19 protein-coding genes are annotated in these 20,006 nt (G+C 47.1%); 11 read left to right on the top strand and 8 right to left on the bottom strand.

The genetic code is table 11. The features are described from left to right. Positions 1-47 precede the first annotated feature (47 nt). Genes AB4875_RS14720 through AB4875_RS14710 form a run of 3 tightly spaced genes read left to right on the top strand, consistent with a single transcriptional unit; the run spans position 48 to position 1,709 of the window. Positions 48-803, top strand: coding sequence for a hypothetical protein (locus tag AB4875_RS14720; RefSeq protein ID WP_368376816.1), 756 nt, complete (start codon positions 48-50; stop codon positions 801-803). A gap of 5 nt (positions 804-808) precedes the next feature. Then, positions 809-1,405, top strand: coding sequence for a cytochrome c oxidase subunit 3 (locus AB4875_RS14715; protein ID WP_368376815.1), 597 nt, complete (start codon positions 809-811; stop codon positions 1,403-1,405). Position 1,406: 1 nt separating this feature from the next. After that, complete coding sequence (locus tag AB4875_RS14710; RefSeq protein WP_368376814.1) at positions 1,407-1,709, top strand: cytochrome C oxidase subunit IV family protein; 303 nt, start codon at positions 1,407-1,409, stop codon at positions 1,707-1,709. A 170-nt stretch (positions 1,710-1,879) separates the two neighbouring features. Here the strand turns inward: AB4875_RS14710 and AB4875_RS14705 are convergent, their stop codons facing one another. Together AB4875_RS14705 and AB4875_RS14700 are read right to left on the bottom strand one after the other, a co-directional pair. Further along, on the bottom strand, positions 1,880-3,319 hold the full coding sequence (locus tag AB4875_RS14705; RefSeq protein WP_368376813.1) for a cytochrome P450: 1,440 nt from the start codon (positions 3,317-3,319) through the stop codon (positions 1,880-1,882). Between the two features lie 23 nt (positions 3,320-3,342). After that, positions 3,343-4,698, bottom strand: coding sequence for an oxygenase MpaB family protein (locus tag AB4875_RS14700; protein WP_368376812.1), 1,356 nt, complete (start codon positions 4,696-4,698; stop codon positions 3,343-3,345). 210 nt (positions 4,699-4,908) lie between these two features. Between AB4875_RS14700 and AB4875_RS14695 the strand changes: the two genes are divergently transcribed. The 3 genes from AB4875_RS14695 to AB4875_RS14685 all read left to right on the top strand — a co-directional run bounded on the left by AB4875_RS14695 (position 4,909) and on the right by AB4875_RS14685 (position 8,103). Further along, positions 4,909-5,976 carry a helix-turn-helix transcriptional regulator gene (locus AB4875_RS14695; protein WP_368376811.1) on the top strand — a complete coding sequence of 356 codons (1,068 nt, stop codon included), beginning with the start codon at positions 4,909-4,911 and terminating at the stop codon, positions 5,974-5,976. 261 nt (positions 5,977-6,237) lie between these two features. Next, positions 6,238-7,449 carry a DUF445 domain-containing protein gene (locus AB4875_RS14690; RefSeq protein ID WP_368376810.1) on the top strand — a complete coding sequence of 404 codons (1,212 nt, stop codon included), beginning with the start codon at positions 6,238-6,240 and terminating at the stop codon, positions 7,447-7,449. A 171-nt stretch (positions 7,450-7,620) separates the two neighbouring features. Then, complete coding sequence (locus AB4875_RS14685) at positions 7,621-8,103, top strand: styrene oxide isomerase (RefSeq protein WP_368376809.1); 483 nt, start codon at positions 7,621-7,623, stop codon at positions 8,101-8,103. A gap of 185 nt (positions 8,104-8,288) precedes the next feature. On the opposite strand, the gene AB4875_RS14680 is transcribed toward AB4875_RS14685, so the two are convergent. Next, positions 8,289-9,740, bottom strand: coding sequence for a coniferyl aldehyde dehydrogenase (locus tag AB4875_RS14680; RefSeq protein ID WP_368376808.1), 1,452 nt, complete (start codon positions 9,738-9,740; stop codon positions 8,289-8,291). 665 nt (positions 9,741-10,405) lie between these two features. Between AB4875_RS14680 and AB4875_RS14675 the strand changes: the two genes are divergently transcribed. Beyond that, on the top strand, positions 10,406-11,446 hold the full coding sequence (locus AB4875_RS14675; protein WP_368376807.1) for a medium chain dehydrogenase/reductase family protein: 1,041 nt from the start codon (positions 10,406-10,408) through the stop codon (positions 11,444-11,446). Positions 11,447-11,548: 102 nt separating this feature from the next. On the opposite strand, the gene AB4875_RS14670 is transcribed toward AB4875_RS14675, so the two are convergent. Continuing rightward, entirely contained in the window at positions 11,549-12,220 is a 672-nt protein-coding gene (locus AB4875_RS14670; RefSeq protein WP_368376806.1) for a pseudouridine synthase, read from the bottom strand. Between the two features lie 252 nt (positions 12,221-12,472). Here AB4875_RS14670 and AB4875_RS14665 point away from each other — a divergent pair, with 252 nt between their 5' ends. The 3 genes from AB4875_RS14665 to ppk2 are packed head-to-tail and all read left to right on the top strand — an operon-like array spanning position 12,473 to position 15,083. Then, positions 12,473-13,513 carry an inorganic phosphate transporter gene (locus tag AB4875_RS14665; protein WP_368376805.1) on the top strand — a complete coding sequence of 347 codons (1,041 nt, stop codon included), beginning with the start codon at positions 12,473-12,475 and terminating at the stop codon, positions 13,511-13,513. A gap of 31 nt (positions 13,514-13,544) precedes the next feature. After that, positions 13,545-14,300: a DUF47 domain-containing protein gene (locus AB4875_RS14660; RefSeq protein WP_368376804.1), complete on the top strand. Its 756-nt coding sequence runs from the start codon at positions 13,545-13,547 to the stop codon at positions 14,298-14,300. A 30-nt stretch (positions 14,301-14,330) separates the two neighbouring features. Further along, positions 14,331-15,083, top strand: coding sequence for a polyphosphate kinase 2 (gene ppk2 / locus AB4875_RS14655; RefSeq protein ID WP_368376803.1), 753 nt, complete (start codon positions 14,331-14,333; stop codon positions 15,081-15,083). Positions 15,084-15,159: 76 nt separating this feature from the next. Here the strand turns inward: ppk2 and AB4875_RS14650 are convergent, their stop codons facing one another. The 4 genes from AB4875_RS14650 to AB4875_RS14635 form a co-directional block, all read right to left on the bottom strand. Further along, positions 15,160-15,384, bottom strand: a complete 225-nt coding sequence (locus AB4875_RS14650; protein WP_368376802.1) for a DUF3820 family protein — start codon at positions 15,382-15,384, stop codon at positions 15,160-15,162. Further along, on the bottom strand, positions 15,374-16,030 hold the full coding sequence (locus AB4875_RS14645; RefSeq protein WP_368376801.1) for a TetR family transcriptional regulator: 657 nt from the start codon (positions 16,028-16,030) through the stop codon (positions 15,374-15,376). The genes AB4875_RS14650 and AB4875_RS14645 overlap by 11 nt, the downstream gene beginning before the upstream one ends. A 155-nt stretch (positions 16,031-16,185) precedes the next feature. Then, positions 16,186-17,310, bottom strand: coding sequence for a fatty acid desaturase family protein (locus AB4875_RS14640; RefSeq protein ID WP_368376800.1), 1,125 nt, complete (start codon positions 17,308-17,310; stop codon positions 16,186-16,188). Between the two features lie 44 nt (positions 17,311-17,354). Beyond that, a complete protein-coding gene (locus AB4875_RS14635) occupies positions 17,355-18,491 on the bottom strand; it encodes a ferredoxin reductase (RefSeq protein WP_368376799.1) in 1,137 nt (378 codons plus the stop codon). 404 nt (positions 18,492-18,895) lie between these two features. Between AB4875_RS14635 and nadA the strand changes: the two genes are divergently transcribed. Further along, on the top strand, positions 18,896-19,939 hold the full coding sequence (nadA, locus tag AB4875_RS14630; protein WP_368376798.1) for a quinolinate synthase NadA: 1,044 nt from the start codon (positions 18,896-18,898) through the stop codon (positions 19,937-19,939). The last annotated feature ends 67 nt before the right edge of the window (positions 19,940-20,006 follow it).

Raw genomic sequence — 20,006 nt, 5'->3', positions numbered from 1 at the left:
TTACATAATTACAGATGCTTTTTAAAAACTATAATAGTGGGGATGTCATGAATAAAGATAACGAAAAGTACCGCTTTCAAAATGCGGAATACTCAATATATAGCACCGGATTTTTTGTTTTCTGTGTGGTGCTTGGCGTGTTTGTGCTCGCGCCGATGTTGCCTCCGCTGGGTCAGGCAAGTGCCAGTGCCGGCGAAATTGCAGCGTTTTATCAAGAAAATAATTTAATGAAGAAAATTGGTCTTAGCATCGCAATGTTTGGCCTCGCGTTTATAATCCCGCTCTTCGTTCTTATGGCTGAAGTCATGAAGCGGGCGATGGGCATGCCAATCTTGGCTAACGTCCAGCTTGCCAGCGGTATATTCGGTATTCTCTTCACTTTCATGATGTTGATTTTCTGGGGAACCGCTGCGTTTAGACCCGAGCGTTCGGTTGAGATCACCCAGGCCTTACATGATGGTGGTTGGTTAGTCGCTACCTGGGTAGGCTCGGCGACACTTGTACAGGTAATGTGTATTTGTATTGCGGTATTTAAAGATCAGCAGGCCAACCCCTTGTTCCCTAGATGGTTCGGCTATTTCTGTATGTGGATTATTCCCCTTGGCGCTCCGGCCTGTGTGATTAATATCTTTACCCAAGGCCCATTTGCCTACGACGGTCTATTCGGATTTTGGCTGCCGTATATATCCTTGTTTGCCTTCTTTGCCGTAATGATGGTTGCGCTTTGGGGTGCGGTTAAGAAACTTCAAGGTGTTGAAGTGAGCGCTTCATCAAAAGCCAATTCATCTGCGTATGCTAGTTAGTAGCGATGAATAGAGAACTTACTGTCAAGGCCGGCTCTCATGTACCTGTGGAGGCCGGTTTTTGGGTGCTTATATTTGGTGATCTTGTGGTTTTTGGAGCGATGTTTGTGGCATTTATGCTGCGCCGCTTCGAGAGCCCGGAAACCTATCAGGTCTTTGTGGACGGCTCGCAGTCCTTAAATCAGGGTGTTGGTCTGATAAATACCCTAGTTCTATTGACGAGTTCCTTTTTCGTAGCAAGGGCCGTGATCCTTTATAGATCAGGCAAGCCATCTGCGAGCGCAAACGCCCTCTTATCGGGACTCGCCCTTAGTCTCCTATTTGTATTCTTTAAGCTCTTTGAATATGTGGAAAAGATCAATGCCGGCATTGGGGTCACCAGTAGCCGATTCTATGAATTCTACTTTACCTTCACCGGCATTCATCTGATGCATGTGCTGATCGGTGCATGTTTACTCACCTGGTTGCGCAGTCGATGCAAGCAGGAGGCCGCAAATGGTAGTTCCTCTAGTATAGGTTTACTCGAAGGAGTGGGTGTCTATTGGCATATGGTAGATCTACTTTGGCTGCTGTTATTCTCTTTGTTCTATTTGGTGCCATAGCATGAGTGGTGAACTAAGTTCGCGTAGTTTTTTGGTAACGACGGCTTCGGTCTATATAATCCTTTTAGTTATTACGGTTTTTTCGTTTGTAGTAATTGAGGCTGACTGGTTTATTAACCATCTGCCCAAGCGCAGCGCCGAAATTTTAGTCATTATGTTGGTTGGCCTGAAGGCTAGTTTGATCACGGACTATTTTATGGAGTTACACTACGCACCTAAATGGCTGCGTGGATCAATGTACTTCTGGATCCTTGCTGTGAGCGGCGCGCTTATTTTCATTATTATGTCTGGCCTTAGATATTAGAAGACTAGTTGTTCCCTTTCTTGATGACCTTTTAGCTGAGGCCGTCAATAGACATGCGCCCCCATTGGCTTATATCAAACCTGGGGGCGTTTTCAATTATGTCGTTTGATTGGTGGTGAGCTTTAGGGCGACTGACTACCCTAAAGCTCACCATCTGTTGCAGGGCGAGATTAAATCGCTGTGAATTTAAGTGGCAAGCCATCCGTAGGGAAGGCAAGTGGCACTCGGTTAACTTTGTAGGATGTCATCTTTGGATCTTTGCTTACGCGATTCGATTTTAGTAAATAGAAAAGAAACATTTTTGCCTGCACCTGAGCAAAGTGCATTCCGAGGCATTTGTGAGCGCCGCCACCGAAGGGAATGTATTGATAAAAGTCTTTTTTATCCTCTGCTCTCTCCGGTGAAAATCTAAGTGGATCGAATGTATAGGGAGCTGTCCAGTATTCCGGCATGTAGTGGCTCATAACAGCTGATACTAAAATATTACTATTAGCTGGGATTGTGTGGCCCTTAAATTCAAACTCTTTTAATGCGTAGCGTGGCATTCCGTGTAGCGCAGGGTACATTCTAAGCGCCTCACTAATGGTCCAGCTGGTCTTCTCCATCTTATCTATGTCGTCAAACTCAAGAAACTCCTTATTAAGACCGAGCATCTCTTCACGAAGTTCTTCCTGCCAATCTGGGTTTGAGGCAAGCGCATAAAGTACCGCACTTAGTGCACTGGTTGTAGTGTCATGCGCGGCAAATAATAGGAATATTAGGTTGTCCCTAATGGCCTTGTCGCTCATTAGTTCGCCATTATCATCGCGGAGATTACATAAATAAGAAAACATATCCCGACTTTCGGTAGCTCTGCGCTCCTTGATGTTATCGAAAATATATTTACTTATCGTTTTGTTTCCCTTTACACCTTTTGCGTAGGGCGAAAACCAAATAGCTTTGCTACGTATTGGGTCAGATGTGCCCGCTACGATATCAATAAAAGCCTGGTTTATCTTATCTGTATTTTCGCCGGTTTTAGAGCCGAGAAAAACATTGGCGCCAGCATTTAGCAGCAGTGTCTTAATGTGGTTCATGCTGTTAATGGTTTTACCCTTTGGCCATGTTGCTAAGTCGTCCTTTATTAAAGGATTCATTAGAGCCATGTGACCTTCTATCGCAGGCCGCTTAAACGCAGCCTGCAGGGTCTTGCGATGAATTTTGTGATCCTTAAAGTCACGCGCTAGCAGACTGTTATCGAAAAGCGTTTCAAACGTCGGGCTCCACGCCAGATAGTTTGATAAAATTTGGCCTTCGTTTTGAAAGGCAAGCTTGTTGGCTTCTGGTCCGATTAAGACTACCGCGTCGATAATAGGGCTGCGAAATTTGAAAACTGGGCCGTGCTGCTGATATTGCTTATCTAGCCAGCCGTGAATGTCATTAACGAATGGGAAAAAATGGCCTAAAAAGGGTAGACCGTTGTCTCCCGGGATATGACTTATATCCGGTTTTGGTGTGTTTTTTTGGTAGCGCCGAATAGCCGCTTTGTCGTTGCTATCCAGCGCTAGCGCGATGCTGGATTTTTCCACCACGCTGCGTTTTGCTACTATATTTGCTGATGTAGTATTCACGATTTTATTCCTATGCTCAGTATTTATGCTAGCTCAGTACCGTTAGTAACGGATTTATAGTGCTGCTTTATTTTTTTCTCAGCATTAGGGAATAGGTCATTCCACAGCGCGAGCCCTGAGTCATTAAGTTTGCGTTTAAGAAAAGGTGAATACTTACTGGCCATATTTACGCCCTTGGCACCGATCTTGACTGATCTAAACAGTGTCTTCGCCCATAGCGCCGGCTTTTGCGTTTTGTAAAACTCCTGGTGGCGGTTGCCGTAAATCTCCTGCCACGAAGCTTGCAGTAAACCGCTCATCAGTATCTGAGTTACTTTTGAATCGGGGAACAAGCTTTTTTCAAGGTGGAGATTCTGTATCCCGTAATAGGTGGCGTCTACTGCGTCTTTGTAGCAGTTGGGATCCATCGACATTAGGTAGGCTGCAAAGTATACCGAGGTATCATGAGCATTGTCGAAAAGCAGTTCCTCGGGAACCCCTTGCATATAGTTAAGATAGCTGGTGAATTGAAAGAGGCCATCCATTTCACGTTGACTAACTTGCATGCTTAATTTTCGTTTAGCTAGCATGATCGCAGTTGCTAATGTGGTTACAACAATTGAGCCTTCGGCGGCAGAGAGTGGGGTACCCAGCTCATCGGTATTCCAGCCTAGGGGCGGGGTGAACTTCCAGTTAGCCTGATCGACCTTCACGCTATTGCGTACGTGGGAGTGGATCATCCGTACCCGGCAGTTTGCCTCAAAGGCGTTACTGTATAGCTGTCCGGCGCCGGGTTGGGCGACTTCGGTGAACCATCTAAACGTTTCTAAAAAGCGCACTACCAAGCGGGGATAGGCTGCATCGCGTTTGATATTATCCATTAGCGACATTGCTTCTGGCGGCTGGTTCGTCATCCAGGCTGCCGCCGCTATACCGACGGACGCGCCTTGGAGTCCAGCGCAGGGCCAACCAAAGGCAAAAAATGTGAGTGGGTTGAAACGGGTTAAAAAGACCTCCGCGCCGACCTCGATAAGCTCCCGATCAAAAAAAGACGGGATGTTGACGGCGTGGTTCATAAAGTTAATGAGTTCTTCGCATGGTTCATCGACCGCATCGAGTCCTTTGCTAATGGCAGTCTGATAATCGCTTTTTACCTTGGGATCCCTCATTTTCTTGGCGAGGGTATCAGACGTCACATCGCCGGTTTGAAATAGGCGGTTCAGCATTTCCTGAAATTCTGTGGTCTCTAGCCGTGCTCTCGCTTCTCGTAAGATTTCTGTGCCAAATGTTTGCTCTACCAACTCGTCATTTAGGTGAGAGTTAAAATTTAGTCGAGCAAGCTTCTTTACTGGTGCTGGGTTTGCGTCTTTTTGTTGCGTCGCGCTTGATGAGTTAGCCATTATCTAGTCTCCACTAATTTATTAGTTATTTATATGACTAGATACTAGCAGTGGCTTCCCTAGAATAGGTCTCAATTTGTATGCTCTCGCGGAGAAAATGTATTCATTAGGGGCGAGTTGCTGGTATTTTCTCATCGAATACATTCATATGGCGCTCAGGCCAATTTATTGGCTTTGAGGCTGGGGATGCTAGGTGTAGAATGTCTAGTTATGGAAAATAATAATCAAAGCTCAAATGCCAGTGAGATAGTTGATCTTCTCGATATTATCGGCGAAGTAAATCTTACGGCCAGTTTTAGCGGTCTAGTTGCCAGATCGCTGGCGGCTCATGGGCTTAACGTGGAGAATGTTTTTTCAGACGTAGGCTTAGCTATACCGTCGGTTAATAACCCGATCGAGCGCATCTCTTTTGAACAGTTTGGTGCGTTGATAGATTATATTACGGATAAGTCTGGTGACCCCTGTATTGGGGTTAAAATATTTGCCGGAATTAAGGCCGCTGATCTTAGCGCCCTAGGGTTTGCTATTTCCTGCAGTACCACCTTGATCGGTGTAGCTGAGCGGTTGCAGCGGTTTTTGCCCTATCTTATTTCAGCGGGTCATTTTGATATGATCGAGGAAGAAGAGCATATTCTTTTGGTGATCTCAGCGCCAGCGAGTCCTTTGGCGCAGATGGAGACATTTGATAGGGTTTTAGAGTGTTTTGTCGCTGCAGTTATTTCTATTATTCGAGAGATTCGAGATGTTGGGACGGGGTTCTCCCAAGTTTTCCTTAGGCGCTGTTCTAGTCCAAATGTCGAATCCTATCTTGAGGGCTTTGCGCAGTGCGAATTCATTGTTAATGCGCCTTTTGATGGTATGAGAATTTCCCGCAGGAGCGCTATAGAGTTATTGCCCAGCGCAAATCCAGAAATGGCAATGCTCAATGACAAGTTGTTAACAGAGCAGTTAAATAGAATATTTAAGTCGAATATTATCTATCGGGTGGAACAGCTAGTGGTAGAGGGCTTGGAAAAGGGCCATTTTGGCAAGGCTGATATTGCTAAGGAGTTGGCGATGAGTGAGAGAACGCTGCACCAAAAATTAGAAGAAAAGGGCGCAGCGTTTGGTGACATAGTTACCCGGATCCGCCGAAATTTGGCAATGCAATATGTAAAAGCTGGCGATCTGCGTATTAATCAAGTCGCTTATAAGCTTGGTTTTGCCAGTGCGAGCAATTTTTCTCGCTCCTTTAAGCAGTGGACAGGATGCTCTCCCAAAGAGTTTAAAGAACTATAAGTCACTGGGAAGGCTGCACTCATCTCTGACAAAATATTCATGGTAAGTCATAAGAGCGCGTCTTTATGAAACGCAAGCGAAGTGTCGTCGAACAGCTCCATGAATTTATTTGGGAACCGGAGTTTGTTGATGGCCAATAGCCTTGACTGCCTTGTATTTAAATTGGCCCCTATCGTTGAGATACCTTTTTATATTGCGAAATTCCGTTTTTATAAGATGATTACTGATTACTGATTACTGATTACCGAGATGGAGATGAGCGTGGTTTGGACAGAGCTAATACCGTATTTAATTATAGCGCCCTTAACGGCAGGTGTCGGATGGCTGACTAACCTCTTGGGCATCAAGATGATGTTTTACCCAGTGAATTTTGTGGGAATTGGTCAGTTTTTTGGCTGGCAGGGCATCATCCCTCGTCTGCGGATACGTTTGATTCGAAATTTGGTGAATATGTCGGTAGCCAAAATCTGCTCACCAAAAGAACTTGTTGCGGTCTTAGATGACGGTGACTCTGTTCGTTATATCCAAGAAATGATCGGGCCTCATATCAATGATTGGATAGAAGATGTACTGGTAGAGGAGAACGTTCAATCTTGGAATTATGCTCCTGATATGGTGAAAAGGGCTGTTTTTTCTAAGGTTCAAGACAAGTTGCCGGATGTGGCTAGGGGAATACTCAAGGAGTTTGGTGACCGCGCGGACCATTTGGTGGATTTTACTGCCATTGCAGAGAGCCAGGTGCGTGATAACCCAGAAGTGCTCAATGAGTTGTTTCTGCGTTGTGCGGGCAACGAGCTGCGTTTTGTTATTCGTTCAGGATTATTGTTTGGTTTTCCCCTGGGGTGTATACAGGCCTTGTGTTGGTATCTGTTTCCACATATTTGGGTTCTCCCTGCCTTTGGCGTATTTGTTGGCGCTGGCACAAACTGGATCGCGCTGAAGATGATCGCGCATCCAGCTGAGGCAAAAATGATCGGTCCATTTAAAATTCAGGGCCTCTATTTGCGTAGACAGCAGGAGGTGAGTCGAGACTTTGCGGAAGTATTTACCACTCAGTTCTTTAGTCCTAAAGCCTTTGTAGACTATTTGTGGGGTGGGCCTAACAGTATGGAAGTGCATCGTATTGTTAATCGCCACGTTACCAGAGCCTTGAATAAAAACATGCTGGGAAAAATCGCCGCTCAATTGGCCGTCAGTCCAGAAGCGTTTAGAGATTTGAAGAAGAAATCAGTGGAATATACTGCGGGCCGGATCATTGAAAGAATCGATAATCCGGAGGCCAATCAACAGTTGGCGAAACCGATTATCGACTTGATTTGCAAGCGAATGGCGGCCTTAAAGCCCAAGGAGTTTCAGCAGCTACTATTACCTGCTTTTGAGCAGGATCAGTTATTAGTGGTGCTTCTGGGCGGCGTGCTCGGTGGTTTGGTAGGCTTTGCGCAGTTAGTCTGGTTGTTTGGCGTCTCCTTGTAAACGCTTGGATTTCTTGTTTCTCGGTCACAGCGTCGTCTGCATCGCCCCCGATATAGTTAGGGGGCTTGTGGTGTCGATGTGCATTGGGGCGAGCGGAGTAAGCTTTAATCGTGGATGCGTTTTTATAATAAAAGTAGTGTTTTCGATACGCTATAAAATACACTTTATATAATGATGAAAAACATAATAAATACTCCACTTTTTGTTCATGGTGTTCTGTCGCTGGCGCTTGGCTTGCTTGGTGGTTTTGTATTGCTTCTCCAGCTATTTTTTAATATCCCGCTAGATTTACTATCTCAGTTTTTTGAGTTGCAGATTTTAGGCTCTTCATCCGCTTGGCGACCGTTATATGCGGGGCTATTTTTTGGCGGGATTTTAGTGATTGTTTTCGGGATTTCACTGGCGGCATTGGGCTTGACGCCAGGGCAGGAAGGGCTGATCTCCCTCGGTCTCGTATTAGCCTTATGGGGCGGTGTATTATTTTATATGGCTAGTATATTTTTTGATGGCTACCAGATTAAGCTGGATTTTATTTCGGTCGGAGATGGAGCCGTGGCCGACGTTTTGATATTTATTCCAGGTCTTTTTGGAATGATAACGCTTGTATCTTCGGTAGCTGCGATGCTCTATTTTCATCTGATTGATATAGATTAGTGCTGCTTAGACTCACTTTAACTCTTGTTAAAGATAGTCGTAAGATCAGAAATACACTCCCATTCTAGCTCTCTCTTACGGAAGTTAAATTTTTTATCGCCAAGCTTTCCTTGCGCTGTATTATCGTGGTTTACAATCAAAAACGCCGACTTATAGTCGGCGTTTGCATATGCTAATTAGGGGCTTCAACCCATAATCTTTTCAAATACTTTAAGTACCGCATTCGATCGCGGCGCTTTTAGAAAAGAGGTCAGGCTAATCGCCCCCTGCTTATAATACGCCTTGGCGTGGCTGAACTGACGGAAGCCATCAAAGCCGTGATAGCAGCCCATGCCGCTATTGCCGACACCGCCAAAAGGCAGATTGTCTTGAAGTATATGGGCGGCGACATCATTCACAACCATTCCGCCAGACGTGGTATTAGTTTTAAGTAGCTCTGACTCTTGCTTGGAATGCCCGAAGTAGTAGAGTGCAAGTGGTCTCTCGCCGGCGTTTATATAGTCGATAACTTCACTAATATTTTCATAGGTTTTAACTGGCAGCGCGGGGCCAAATATTTCCTCTGTCATGATCTTGCTGTCATACGCAGGATCGATCACCAAACTTGGCGCTAATTTGTGGTGGTCCGCATGCTTTTCTAAACCGATGTCATCACTTAAGGGAATGATTTCAGTGCCACGCTGCTTTGCATCATCTAGGTAGCCGACTATTCTTGCGCGATGACGTGGGTTGATAATGGAGCAATAGTCATCGTTAGTGGAGAGTGTGCCAAATGTGTCCTTTACGTACTTTTTACAGAGCTCGATAAATTCGGGAACCTGTTCTTTCTTCATAAATGTGTAATCAGGCGCGAGACAGATTTGACCGGAATTCAAGGTTTTGAATGTCATGATTCGCTCGACAGCACTTTTCATATTGGCGTCGCGGCCTAGTACGACAGGGCACTTACCACCTAGCTCTAGGGTTAGGGGTACGAGGTTTTCAGCTGCCGCGCGCATAACATGCTTTGCGATTGACGGCGCTCCGGTGAAGATTAGGTGATCAAAAGGCTGAGCGCTAAAGGCTGCGGATGTTTCTTGACCTCCAGTTACCACGCTCACCTCTTCCGCCGCGAAATACTTTGGCACCAGCTCAGCAATCAACGCGGACGTAGCCGGCGTGACTTCAGAGGGTTTAAGAATAGCTCGGTTACCAGCAGACAAGACATTCGCCAGCGGCGAAAAGATGAGATTTGAAGGGAAATTCCACGGCGCCATAATGCCGATTACTCCCAATGGTTGATAAAATACTTGGGCCTTGGCACCGAATAAGTTAAGAGGGAAATTTGCCCCACGGTTATCTGGCTTCATCCAGCCAGCTGTGCGTTTACGCAAATACTTAATACTCTCTAATACCGCCAGTACATCAAAAACCACATTCTCAAAATTTGAGCGATTACTGAAGTCGCTGCATATAGCCTCAGAAATAAGGACTTTGTTTTCTTTAAGTAATTTCGCTAAGCGATCTAAGCGGTTCAGTCGAATTTTTATATCGGGGTAGCCATCTAAGTTAAAACTATCTCGTTGCTGATCTAAGATATCTCTAATAGCACTGGCGTCATCATATTTTTGTAGCGGTTCATTTAGTGCGGTGTTCATTATAGTAACCTCAATGATTGATAATCGCCTTTTAATAAGGGTTCTTGTTTAGGCGTGTTGATTTTTTGGTTTTTATAAAATAGCTGTCAGGCGTAGAAAGCTAGCTTGTTAGCTGTGTAATATCATTGATATCTGTTTTTAATAGGGTCGAGTCGAGACTAAGTTATTTTCTGTGAATACTGCGTAACTAAATCAACTATTTACTACGTTAAAGTCGACAGTTCACTCTTAGGCTGTCTGAATTCAGCGCGCATGACGTAGTAAAATATTTAATCCATAGTGTCATTTAGTCTAGCAGTTGCTCTAAAACCAGAGGCGGTTATTACTATGCAATTTATGAAAAAAAGCATTCATTGATAGGGGCGGGGATGCGTGTCTTAAGGAAAGTGTAGGCCGTCACCAATGTCTAGTAACACAGATCTCGGTGTTTATACTCGCGGTTTTTCGGTTCGGCTTCTAATTTTCGCCTGCGGATTGTTGTACGTTTGGAGGGCCGGGAACAATGCGACTTCGCGGCTAGTGCTGCTGTTCTAGTTGCGTGTGCTGAGGTGTCTTGTAAAGGAGAACTTTGGCAAGGCTTGTAATGCGGCTACATGGCGATGGTAAGCGTTTTTTGTGCCGTGATCAGGGTATTATCAATGCTTTATATCGTCAGGGACTGCGCAATGGTCAATAACACATCGTATCACTATATTGAGGTCTCCGAGTTTGGTGGGCCTGAGGTTCTAAAATTAAGGGTAGAAGATTCTTTGCCGCTGCCAAAGCGTGGCGAAGTGCGGGTAAAAGTGCTCACTGCTGGAACCGGGTTTACAGACACCATCGTTCGGCAGGGTCAGTATTACGGCATAAAGGATAAACCACCATTTATTCCTGGTTATGATTGGTTTGGCGTTGTAGATGCCTTGGGCGAGGGGGTTACTGATTTTAAGCTAGGGCAGTATGTGGCGGACATGCCGGTTATAGGCGGCTATTCTCAGTATCTATGTGTATCTGCGGACTCATTGATTGCCGCCCCAGATGGCTTGGATCCGGCGGCGGCTGTGGCGATGATTTTGTCGTATACCACGGCCTACCAAATGCTGACACGGATTAGGGAGCTGCCAGCGGGTTCCACTTGTCTAGTCCATGCTGCGGCGGGCGCAGTAGGTACAGGGTTGCTGGAGCTGGGGCGGCTGCAAGGTCTTAAAATGTACGGCACGGCTTCAAAGGCTAAGCACGACACAGTTCGCGCATTGGGGGCGGAGCCCATAGATTACCGGGCAGACGACTTTGTTTCTGAGATAGAACGCCTCACTGCTGGCGAGGGTGTCGATGTGGTGTTTGACACGATTGGCGGTCGCAATTGGTCAAGATCTTATCGCTGCCTCAAGCGTGGTGGCTTACTGATTGGCTTTGGTGCTTTGCAGCTAACCACCGGCGAAGAGAAAGTGCCGTCCTTACTCTGGGGCTTTTTCAAATTACTGCTAGGGTGGCGGATGCTACCCAATGGTAAGGAGAGTCAGTTTTACAATATTCAAAACCGGCGTAAAAAACACCCCCAAGAGTTCAAGGAGGATGTGAGTCATTTGTTCGCTCTATTAAAGCAAGGGCATTTGCAGCCCAAGATTGACGCCATTGTCGATCTAGATCAAGCCCAGGCGGTGCATAAGCGCATCGATAGCGCCGAAATTACTGGCAAGGTTGTGCTGCGCTGTAATCCCTATTAGCGTGATAGGCGATTTAAACGGGCGGGCTGCCTTCGCGTTAAACGCATTGCAACCAGCTGGCGCCTATTGCGAGTATTAAATACTCTCAATCTGCAATTAGTGCTAAAACGGGCATGGGCAATTTAATGACATTCTTTTGCCCGTTACAGGATGGTCAAACTCCAAGGAGTCGGCGTGTAATAGCAATCTTGAGGCTAAGTTTTCTGAGAGCTGATTTTTATACAAATCGCAGCCCAGAATAGGGTGGCCAATGGCAAGACTATGAATTCTTAGTTGATGAGTGCGACCGCTTATGGGGGTGAAGAGCACTCGACTGCGAGTTGGATTATTTAGTCTTGCGATCACTTGGAAGTGACTCTGAGCGAGCTTACCCGATTGTTCACAGATTTTGACCATGGGGAAGTTCTCAGCGTCTTTTGCAATCGGCGCATCTATAACACCACTGTCTTCGTCGATATGGCCGAATAATTCGCTTAGATAGGTTTTTTGCACACTGCGGCATTGGAACTGCTTAGTCAGCTTGGCGTTGATGGCCTTGTTCAAGGCCAAAATCATGATCCCAGAGGTACCAAAGTCTAAACGATGCGCCAAGGTGATATCTGGGAAGATCTTGCGCATGCGGAAATGCACCGAATCTTTATTTAAGGGATTCTTGCCCGAGAGGCTCAGCAAGCCGGTGGGCTTATTGATAAGTAGTATGTGTTCATCCTGATAAAGAATGTCGATACTCTCGTTGCAGGGTGGGGCGATAAAATTATCGATTCTTTCTTTCAATGGGCTGTCTGTTTTGCTATCAAGAGTTGAGTGATCCTAGGGTGTTATGGTCAAAAAAAGCTGACCGAGCAGTATAAGCTGGGATTGCTGGGGATAACTTATCATTTTTAATGCATCGCTAAAGTCGGCTGCTATTACCTTGGCGCGGCGTATCGTTGCTCGGCTAGTCTTATATAGTTGATGGTTCTAAATAGCGCGATCACGGTAGATTGTATCGCGCGGCTTGGTTTGCAGGGAGTAGTATAGCTGGATATGGAACCTATACTCGTCTTAGTCATATTTTCTATTCTAGTTGTCATCGTGTTTGACTTCACCAATGGCATGCACGATGCATCCAATATGATTGCCACCTTGGTGGCGTCCCGGGCAATGACGCCGGCGCAGTCCTTAATACTGGTGGGTGGATTTACCTTTCTCGGACCCATACTCGGGGGAACCGCTGTCGCTGACACCATCGGCGGCTTTGTTGATCTAAGCGGTCTTACGGAGCTGGTCTCGGTTTCCATAGTGAGCTGCGGCATGTTGGCCGCCATAGCGTGGAATCTTCTTACATGGCGGGTTGGCCTGCCTTCCTCTTCCTCTCATGCCCTGGTAGGCGGCTTAATTGGCGCGGTGCTAATGGGCGCGAATGCAAGTGACATACATTGGGGTTTAGATGAGATCCGCCAAGGTCGCCTAGTGGGGGTGTTTAAAATAATCACGGCGCTGCTGATATCGCCACTTATCGGTTTTACCATGGGCTTTATTCTGCATAAGTTTATGCGGCTTATACTGAGGGCGGCAGCCCCCAGTGCAAATAAAAAACTACGGCGGGCACAGTGGGTCACCGCCGCTGCCTTAGCCTTTGCCCACGGCACCAACGACGCACAAAAGGGCATGGGTATCATTACTCTGATGCTGGTGCTCGGTGGCTTTCTTGGTGACTTCAGTGTGCCTTTCTGGGTCATTTTGGTGAGCGCTGCTAGTATTACTATAGGCACTTTGCTGGGTGGCTGGCGTATTGTGCGCACCGTGGGGTTTGGCATTTACAAGCTTGGCCCCTTGCACGGCTTTGATGTGCAACTTGCCTCTACCGCGGTGATATTCGGCGCCTCTATCTTTGGCGGGCCGGTCTCGACGACTCATGTGGTTAGCACCGCTATTATGGGCGTGGGTGCCTCTGAGCACCCGCGCGCTGTTAGGTGGTTTAAGGCCAAGGAAATTGTCATGGTTTGGCTGGTGACTATTCCTTTTACGGCACTGTTCGGCGTTGTCATATATGGACTTTTTGAGCTCCTTAGCTCGGCACTTTAATTATCAGGTTTGGATAAATCATGGAGGTGACATGGCGGAAAAAGAAGCTATTTCCCTGCTGAAGAAGTTTGCCTCACGGCTCTTACCAAAGTCAGAGGATTTCTTTTCGCTACTCGTGGCGCAGTGTGAAAATGCGGTTCAATGTTCAGGGTCCCTGCTTAACTATATGCGCACGGGGGATGAGAATTATGCCAATCAAACAAGAATATTTGAGAGGCAGGGCGGTCGCCTTAAAGAACGTAATTTGGAGGCCTTGCATCAGACTTTTTCTACGCCCATTGATCGTGAGGATATTTATCGCTCGATAACAGCTATTGATGATGTGCTTAGCTATGCAGAGACTACGGTGCGCGAAATGTATCTGCTTGGCTTGCCCCCAGATGAGCACACTCTTGCCATGGCTGTTCTGCTCGATGAGGGAAGCCGTGCTTTGCATTCCGGGTATAGCGCCTTACAGAAGATGCCCGAACAGGCAAAACTCGACGCGGATCGCGCACGGACAACAGAACGTAAAATCGAAAACCTGTATCGCGCGGCCTTAGTCGAATTGTTTGATGCTAACCACTATATGGCAACACTAACGGATGCCCATCGGCTGGATGCCAGTGACTTGGAGGTGCTATTGGAGCCTCTTGATGTGCCCGAGCGTCAAGCGGTTGCTGCTAGCGTTCAATTTATTTTAGAAATCATGAAGCGTCGAGAAGTCTATCGTCATATGTCTAACGCGGCAGATCGAGTCGCGTTGGCCGGCGAAATACTACACGATATCGTTGTTAAAACGTCTTAGTTAGTAATATCAGATAATTAGGTTAATACCATGGAAAACTACAAGCAGACCCTGCGCGCTTTACAGATTGAATTGGTGAAACTACATCGTCACTTGATTGCCTGCGACGATCGAATACTGGTCATTATGGAAGGCCGAGACGCCGCCGGCAAAGATGGTGTTATAAAGCGAATAACCCAGCACTTGAGTCCACGAGAAACCCGGGTTGTGGCTTTGGGGAAGCCATCAGAACGAGATCTCAATACTTGGTATTTTCAGCGTTACGTGCCGCATTTACCAGCATCACAGGAGTTCGTTATCTTCAATCGCAGCTGGTATAACCGAGCTGGTGTTGAGCGTGTTATGGGTTTCTGTACTGACTCAGACCTTGAGCAATTTTTCGCGATGGTAGAACCCTTGGAGAGTATGCTAATTGAGTCTGGGATTAAGATACGCAAGTACTATCTCGATATCAGCAAAGAGGAGCAGCACGAGCGTCTGGCGGCGCGGGAGAGAGACGCGCTGTCACACTGGAAAATTAGTCCGATAGACCGTGAAGCTCAGCACTACTGGGACGATTACAGTGCGGCCCGAAATGAGATGCTAAGCCGGACTCATAATCAGTCAGCCCCTTGGATTGTGGTTCGAGCCAATGACAAAAAAGAAGCCAGAATAAATTTGATTAAAGATCTTCTGTCAGAGATATATTACGAGGGCAAAAATGAAGCCTTACTAGAGCCAGATAGAGATATTATTCGAGAGTTTAGACCAGAGATGCTGAAAAATGGATTTTTGGCGAGTTGATAAGCCATGGTCGCTGAGCTATCAGCAGCTTTTTGTTTCTTAGAGGTGCTGAGGCGCATCGATAAATTTCATGAGTTTAGCGCAGTAATGGTCTCAGCATATTTTCAAGGCCATTAAGCTTGATTTCGTACATTAGCGCTAATTGATTCCCCAGCTTTCCTGCTGGGAACCCCTGTTTGTGAAACCATACTAAATAGGGCTCCGGTAGTTCTAGTAATTTCCTACCTTGGTATTTGCCAAATGGCATGATCTGATTTACGGCATCGATCAACAGCTGGGGGTCTTGGTCATCAAGCGTCATTCTTGCTGCTCGTGCTGTGCCAGGCATTTGCACCCAGAGCGATAAGCCGCAGTTGTTTTTCGGCTTTGAGAATTAATTCGGCGTCGTCTTCACCGCGTGGTCGTCCCATCAGCTGTTGGGTGACGATTTGAATCATCGACCCAATCATCAAGCTAGCCAGCATTTGTAAGTCTTCTTCGCTCCAGCTCTCACTGCTTACTAACCTCGATAAATCGCTTGCGAGTTCGACTTCGAGTTGTTTGAATTCGTCGTTGATAGCATTGCGAATAATGGCAACGCCACCGGAGGCTTCTCTGCTAATAAATTGAAACTGGCGCCGATGTGCGCGCACATAGGTGATAAAGGTTTCGACGGACCGGCGGATAATTAATTCTTCTGGGATGGGGTTGGCACGTACCGTTATTAGCATGGTGCGCAGCGTGCTGAACGACGATGTGACCAGTTCTAAACCGAGGCTGTCCATATCTGGAAAATGTCGATAAAAGGCGCCCGGAGTAATACCTACTTCACGGGTAACTTCACGCAGGCTGATACCGTCGAAGCTTTTGTCGCGGTTTATCAGCTCTAAAACCGCTTCTAATAATGCCTGTCGAGTGTTGATTAGCGTATCGCCATGGCTGCGATGACGCTTTTGGGGACGACTCATAGTGTTACCGGATTCTTGGTCGAGAAGGATACCTTCGCCAAACTCACTTACGCTTTCACAGTTTTGCTATTGGCGGCGCTCAGGAACTAGCAGCTAAGTTTACAATCCTCTGCTGGATGTGACCAGCAGAGGATTTATCAGGCTGGGGTTTTAGCTTACGCGGTAATGGCAGTAGCTGTGTTCTGCTGGGGTAGAGAAAGTCTAAAGATCTTCGCCCAAACCGAGGCGTACTGGCTCCACAATGGGCCAGTGTTATAGGGTATGTCGTACTTCTCACACACCTTGCGCACTTTTACGGAAAGCTCTGCATAGCGATGTGCGGGTACATCTGGAAACAGGTGGTGCTCAATTTGATGAGACAAATTGCCGCTCATGATATGGAAGAGCTTGCCACCTTCAAGGTTGGCTGAGCCAAGCAGTTGACGGTAATACCAGTGTCCCTGTGTTTCATTTTCGCAGACATGTTCCGGGAATGTATGCACTTCGGCAGGAAAGTGACCACAAAATATAATGGTGAAGGTCCAAATGTTACGAATGAGGTTGGCCACGGCATTTGCCGCCATTACGATGGGAAACAGCGGGCCAGCCAAGGCGGGAAAAAGAATAAAATCTTTGCTAAAGATTCTTGCGGTTTTACGCAGTGACTGTTTTAGTTTTGGCCAGGTCTCACGAAATGTCTTTTTACCTGAGCGTAGGCTATCTATTTCGACATCGTGAAGGGCTACACCGGTATCGAAAAACAACATTAAAAGAGTGGCGTAGATCGGGTTTGCCAAATAGGCCGGATGCCACTGTTGGCTGGGATCCATGCGTAATATTCCATAGCCAATATCACGATCTTTGCCGAGCACGTTGGTAAAGGTATGGTGTTCATAATTATGTGAGTGTGCCCACTGATCGCTGGGGCAGTTTGTATCCCAGTCGTAGTGCTGGGAATGGAAGCGTGGATCGCCCATCCAGTCGTATTGACCGTGAATAATATTGTGGCCAATTTCCATATTATCTAGAATTTTGGCCACGCCCAGGCCGATACTGCCGAGACCGATTAGGATCCAGAACAGCGGCCAGCTAGCGACCGATAAGCCCAGTGAAGGTAAAAATGGCAATGCAGCATAAATACTGATTCTAGAGCCGATAGCCAGCGCTCGTTGAATCCATACAATTCGTTTTATGTACGTTGCATCTCTTTGACCGCGTTGCTTTAAGGCGCTCTGCTTTATGGCGTCTATCTCGTTGCCAAAGGCGGCGAGTTGGTCTTCATTAAGTGTAATTTTAGTCATGGGTTTACCCCTTAAATAGCTGCTATTGGTGTTTGTTGTGGTCATTAAATCGACAGGGCGACATCGCCAAGTGCCTGCGAAACACAGAGTCTTATATGCTCTTCGCCGTGGCTTAATTCGCCGGTGCTAATATTGCGGACGGTGCCGCTGGTTTTGAGGCAGCTGCAGGTATGGCAAATTCCCATGCGACAGCCTGATTGTGGATTTAAGCCGGCGTCCTCAGCTTGGTCTAATAGCGCGCGGCCGTCGTTATCAATGATCTGCTGGCTTTGCTTGAAGGCAATGCTGCCGCTCGCTTCGCCGGGGGCTTGCGAGGTGGGCGCCTTGAATCGCTCACTGCGCAACTTATCGCTATGTCCCAAAAGTTCGTATTCGGCGCTTACTTTGTCAATTAGACCTTCAGGACCGCAGACATACGTTAGCGGCAATGTGATAGCGCCGGTGTGCTCTGCAAGGCCATTCTCTGAACTGATCGCGCTGAGCAAATGACTCTGATCAAAGTGGCCGCGCAATGTCTGCGGTGTTGAGCTAGTGCTAAACACCAAGAATAATGAAAAGTTGCTGTGCTTCTTTGCCAAGTCTTCTAAGCGCCGGCGGAATATGCAGCTTGCATTATTTCGGCTGTAGTAGAGCAGGGTGATGGCGCCGCTGTGGTGGTGCTCTAGCAGGGTTTCTAACATCGCCATCATGGGAGTGATGCCACTGCCAGCCGCAATGAAAAGCAGTGCGTTTGGAATTTGCGCAGGCAGCACAAACTCGCCTAGCGCAGATGAGATGTTTATGCGATCTCCCACTTTTAAATGCGTATTGATGTATTTAGAGACAAAGCCATCATCATGCGCCTTGACAGTGATTCGCGGTTTGCGGCTGTAGGCGCTATTGCTAAGAGAGTAGCTGCGGCTGTGTTGGCGACCATCAATCTCAATAAAGACTTGAACAAATTGTCCCGGCTGGAAGTGAGTCCACTCGCCGTTGGGCGATAGCTCGATGCTCACACTATCGTCAGTTTCTGCAGTAATGGCGCTTATGCGTGCGGGAATTCGGCTTTTATCTAGGGACCACATCGGATTGATCACCTCGAGATAGCGACCAATGCCGTGGGGCGCTGCAAGCGCGTTAATGATCGGCGTATCGACAATACGACGCCATGCGCTGCGGGATGTTGTAGTGGCAAGGCTCATATCTTCTCCTTTAACTGTGTTTATTGCGCGTTTTGGCAGTTGCAACACAGTGGTTTTAAATTGTTAGTACACGTATGTTCACATTTTAGTGAACGTGTGTGCACAATAGTTGCGGCGAGCCTGTTTGTCAACAGTTGTTTACTAAGATTTAATGGGTGGCGCGGCAGGTGATTTTTTGGGTTTTTATTTCGTATATCTATGATATTTAAGTATTTTTATGGATTTTGGCTTTGATGTTACGGTGTTTCGAGCTTGGCTAGAATAAAAAATTGTGCATTTAAACCACCGCTAAACTTCGGTCTTGATGACAGAGAGTGCTATTTGCGTGGGTCTTAGCGCTGGGATTGCCGTCATCAAATCTGTTAAACTCCGCGTCCGAGTATCTGCGACAAAGAGATGGATTTATGGTGGAACAAGCTTCAGCGCAACAGGTGGTTCGCGAACATTTGGCGCAGTTGCATGACCGACCCCAGGTACCTGCTGACGAGCGGGCGGCTTTGCGTGAAAAAATTAAACGCCTTCTTGTTGAGCGAAATGCTGTCTTGGTGGCGCATTACTACACCGACCCCGAGATCCAGGCGCTAGCTGAAGAAACGGGTGGCTGCGTGTCTGACTCCCTAGAAATGGCGCGATTTGGTCGCGACCACGACGCGTCTACATTGGTGGTTGCCGGTGTAAAGTTTATGGGCGAAACCGCAAAAATATTGTCGCCAGAAAAACGGGTGTTAATGCCGACCCTAGAGGCCACCTGCTCTTTGGACATTGGTTGCCCTATTGAAGAGTTTGCTGCTTTCTGTGATGCCCATCCCGACCGGACGGTGGTTGTGTATGCCAATACCTCGGCGGCCGTAAAAGCTCGCGCTGATTGGGTTGTCACCTCCAGTATTGCCTTAGATGTTGTGGATTATTTGGACGGCGAAGGCCAGAAAATATTGTGGGCCCCAGATAAGCATTTAGGCGATTATGTTCGCCGCGAGACGGGCGCCGATGTCTTGCTATGGGATGGTGCTTGCATCGTTCACGAAGAATTTAAAGCGCAGGGTATTTTAGACCTTAAACAAGTTTATCCAGATGCAGCGGTACTGGTGCATCCGGAGTCACCTGCCAGCGTGGTTGCGCTAGGTGACATGGTGGGATCAACCACGCAAATTATTAATGCCGCTCGCGACCTGCCAAATAAGCAAATGATTGTGGCAACTGACCAAGGTATTTTTTATAAGCTGCAGCAGTTGGTGCCAGATAAAGAATTTATTATTGCGCCTACCGCTGGCAGCGGGGCAACGTGTCGAAGCTGTGCAAATTGTCCGTGGATGGCAATGAATGCCTTGGATAACTTGGCCGCGGCATTAGAAAGCGGTTCAAATGAGGTGTTTATAGATCCAGAGTTGGGTGTGCAGGCCATGAAGCCTCTCACTCGGATGTTGGATTTTGCCGCCGGCAAGCGTTAATCGTCGCCAGCATCCAGTACCAAATGAAATCTAAGGCCGCTGAACTAAGCGGCCTTTTTATTTCAGA

The sequence above is a fragment of the Zhongshania sp. R06B22 genome (genome assembly GCF_040892595.1).
GTDB classification, from domain to species: domain Bacteria; phylum Pseudomonadota; class Gammaproteobacteria; order Pseudomonadales; family Spongiibacteraceae; genus Spongiibacter; species Spongiibacter arctica.
This window is presented reverse-complemented; position numbering and strand designations above follow the sequence as displayed.

Excerpts from the sequence above, each read along its gene's own strand:
- AB4875_RS14680 (WP_368376808.1), bottom strand. The coding sequence starts at position 9,740 with ATGAACACCGCACTAAATGAACCGCTACAAAAATATGATGACGCCAGT.
- AB4875_RS14695 (WP_368376811.1), top strand. The coding sequence starts at position 4,909 with ATGGAAAATAATAATCAAAGCTCAAATGCCAGTGAGATAGTTGATCTT.
- AB4875_RS14660 (WP_368376804.1), top strand. The coding sequence starts at position 13,545 with ATGGCGGAAAAAGAAGCTATTTCCCTGCTGAAGAAGTTTGCCTCACGG.
- AB4875_RS14675 (WP_368376807.1), top strand. The coding sequence starts at position 10,406 with ATGGTCAATAACACATCGTATCACTATATTGAGGTCTCCGAGTTTGGT.
- AB4875_RS14720 (WP_368376816.1), top strand. The coding sequence starts at position 48 with ATGAATAAAGATAACGAAAAGTACCGCTTTCAAAATGCGGAATACTCA.
- AB4875_RS14700 (WP_368376812.1), bottom strand. The coding sequence starts at position 4,698 with ATGGCTAACTCATCAAGCGCGACGCAACAAAAAGACGCAAACCCAGCA.
- AB4875_RS14645 (WP_368376801.1), bottom strand. The coding sequence starts at position 16,030 with ATGAGTCGTCCCCAAAAGCGTCATCGCAGCCATGGCGATACGCTAATC.
- AB4875_RS14710 (WP_368376814.1), top strand. The coding sequence starts at position 1,407 with ATGAGTGGTGAACTAAGTTCGCGTAGTTTTTTGGTAACGACGGCTTCG.
- nadA (WP_368376798.1), top strand. The coding sequence starts at position 18,896 with ATGGTGGAACAAGCTTCAGCGCAACAGGTGGTTCGCGAACATTTGGCG.
- AB4875_RS14715 (WP_368376815.1), top strand. The coding sequence starts at position 809 with ATGAATAGAGAACTTACTGTCAAGGCCGGCTCTCATGTACCTGTGGAG.
- AB4875_RS14685 (WP_368376809.1), top strand. The coding sequence starts at position 7,621 with ATGATGAAAAACATAATAAATACTCCACTTTTTGTTCATGGTGTTCTG.
- AB4875_RS14640 (WP_368376800.1), bottom strand. The coding sequence starts at position 17,310 with ATGACTAAAATTACACTTAATGAAGACCAACTCGCCGCCTTTGGCAAC.
- AB4875_RS14665 (WP_368376805.1), top strand. The coding sequence starts at position 12,473 with ATGGAACCTATACTCGTCTTAGTCATATTTTCTATTCTAGTTGTCATC.
- AB4875_RS14650 (WP_368376802.1), bottom strand. The coding sequence starts at position 15,384 with ATGACGCTTGATGACCAAGACCCCCAGCTGTTGATCGATGCCGTAAAT.
- AB4875_RS14635 (WP_368376799.1), bottom strand. The coding sequence starts at position 18,491 with ATGAGCCTTGCCACTACAACATCCCGCAGCGCATGGCGTCGTATTGTC.
- ppk2 (WP_368376803.1), top strand. The coding sequence starts at position 14,331 with ATGGAAAACTACAAGCAGACCCTGCGCGCTTTACAGATTGAATTGGTG.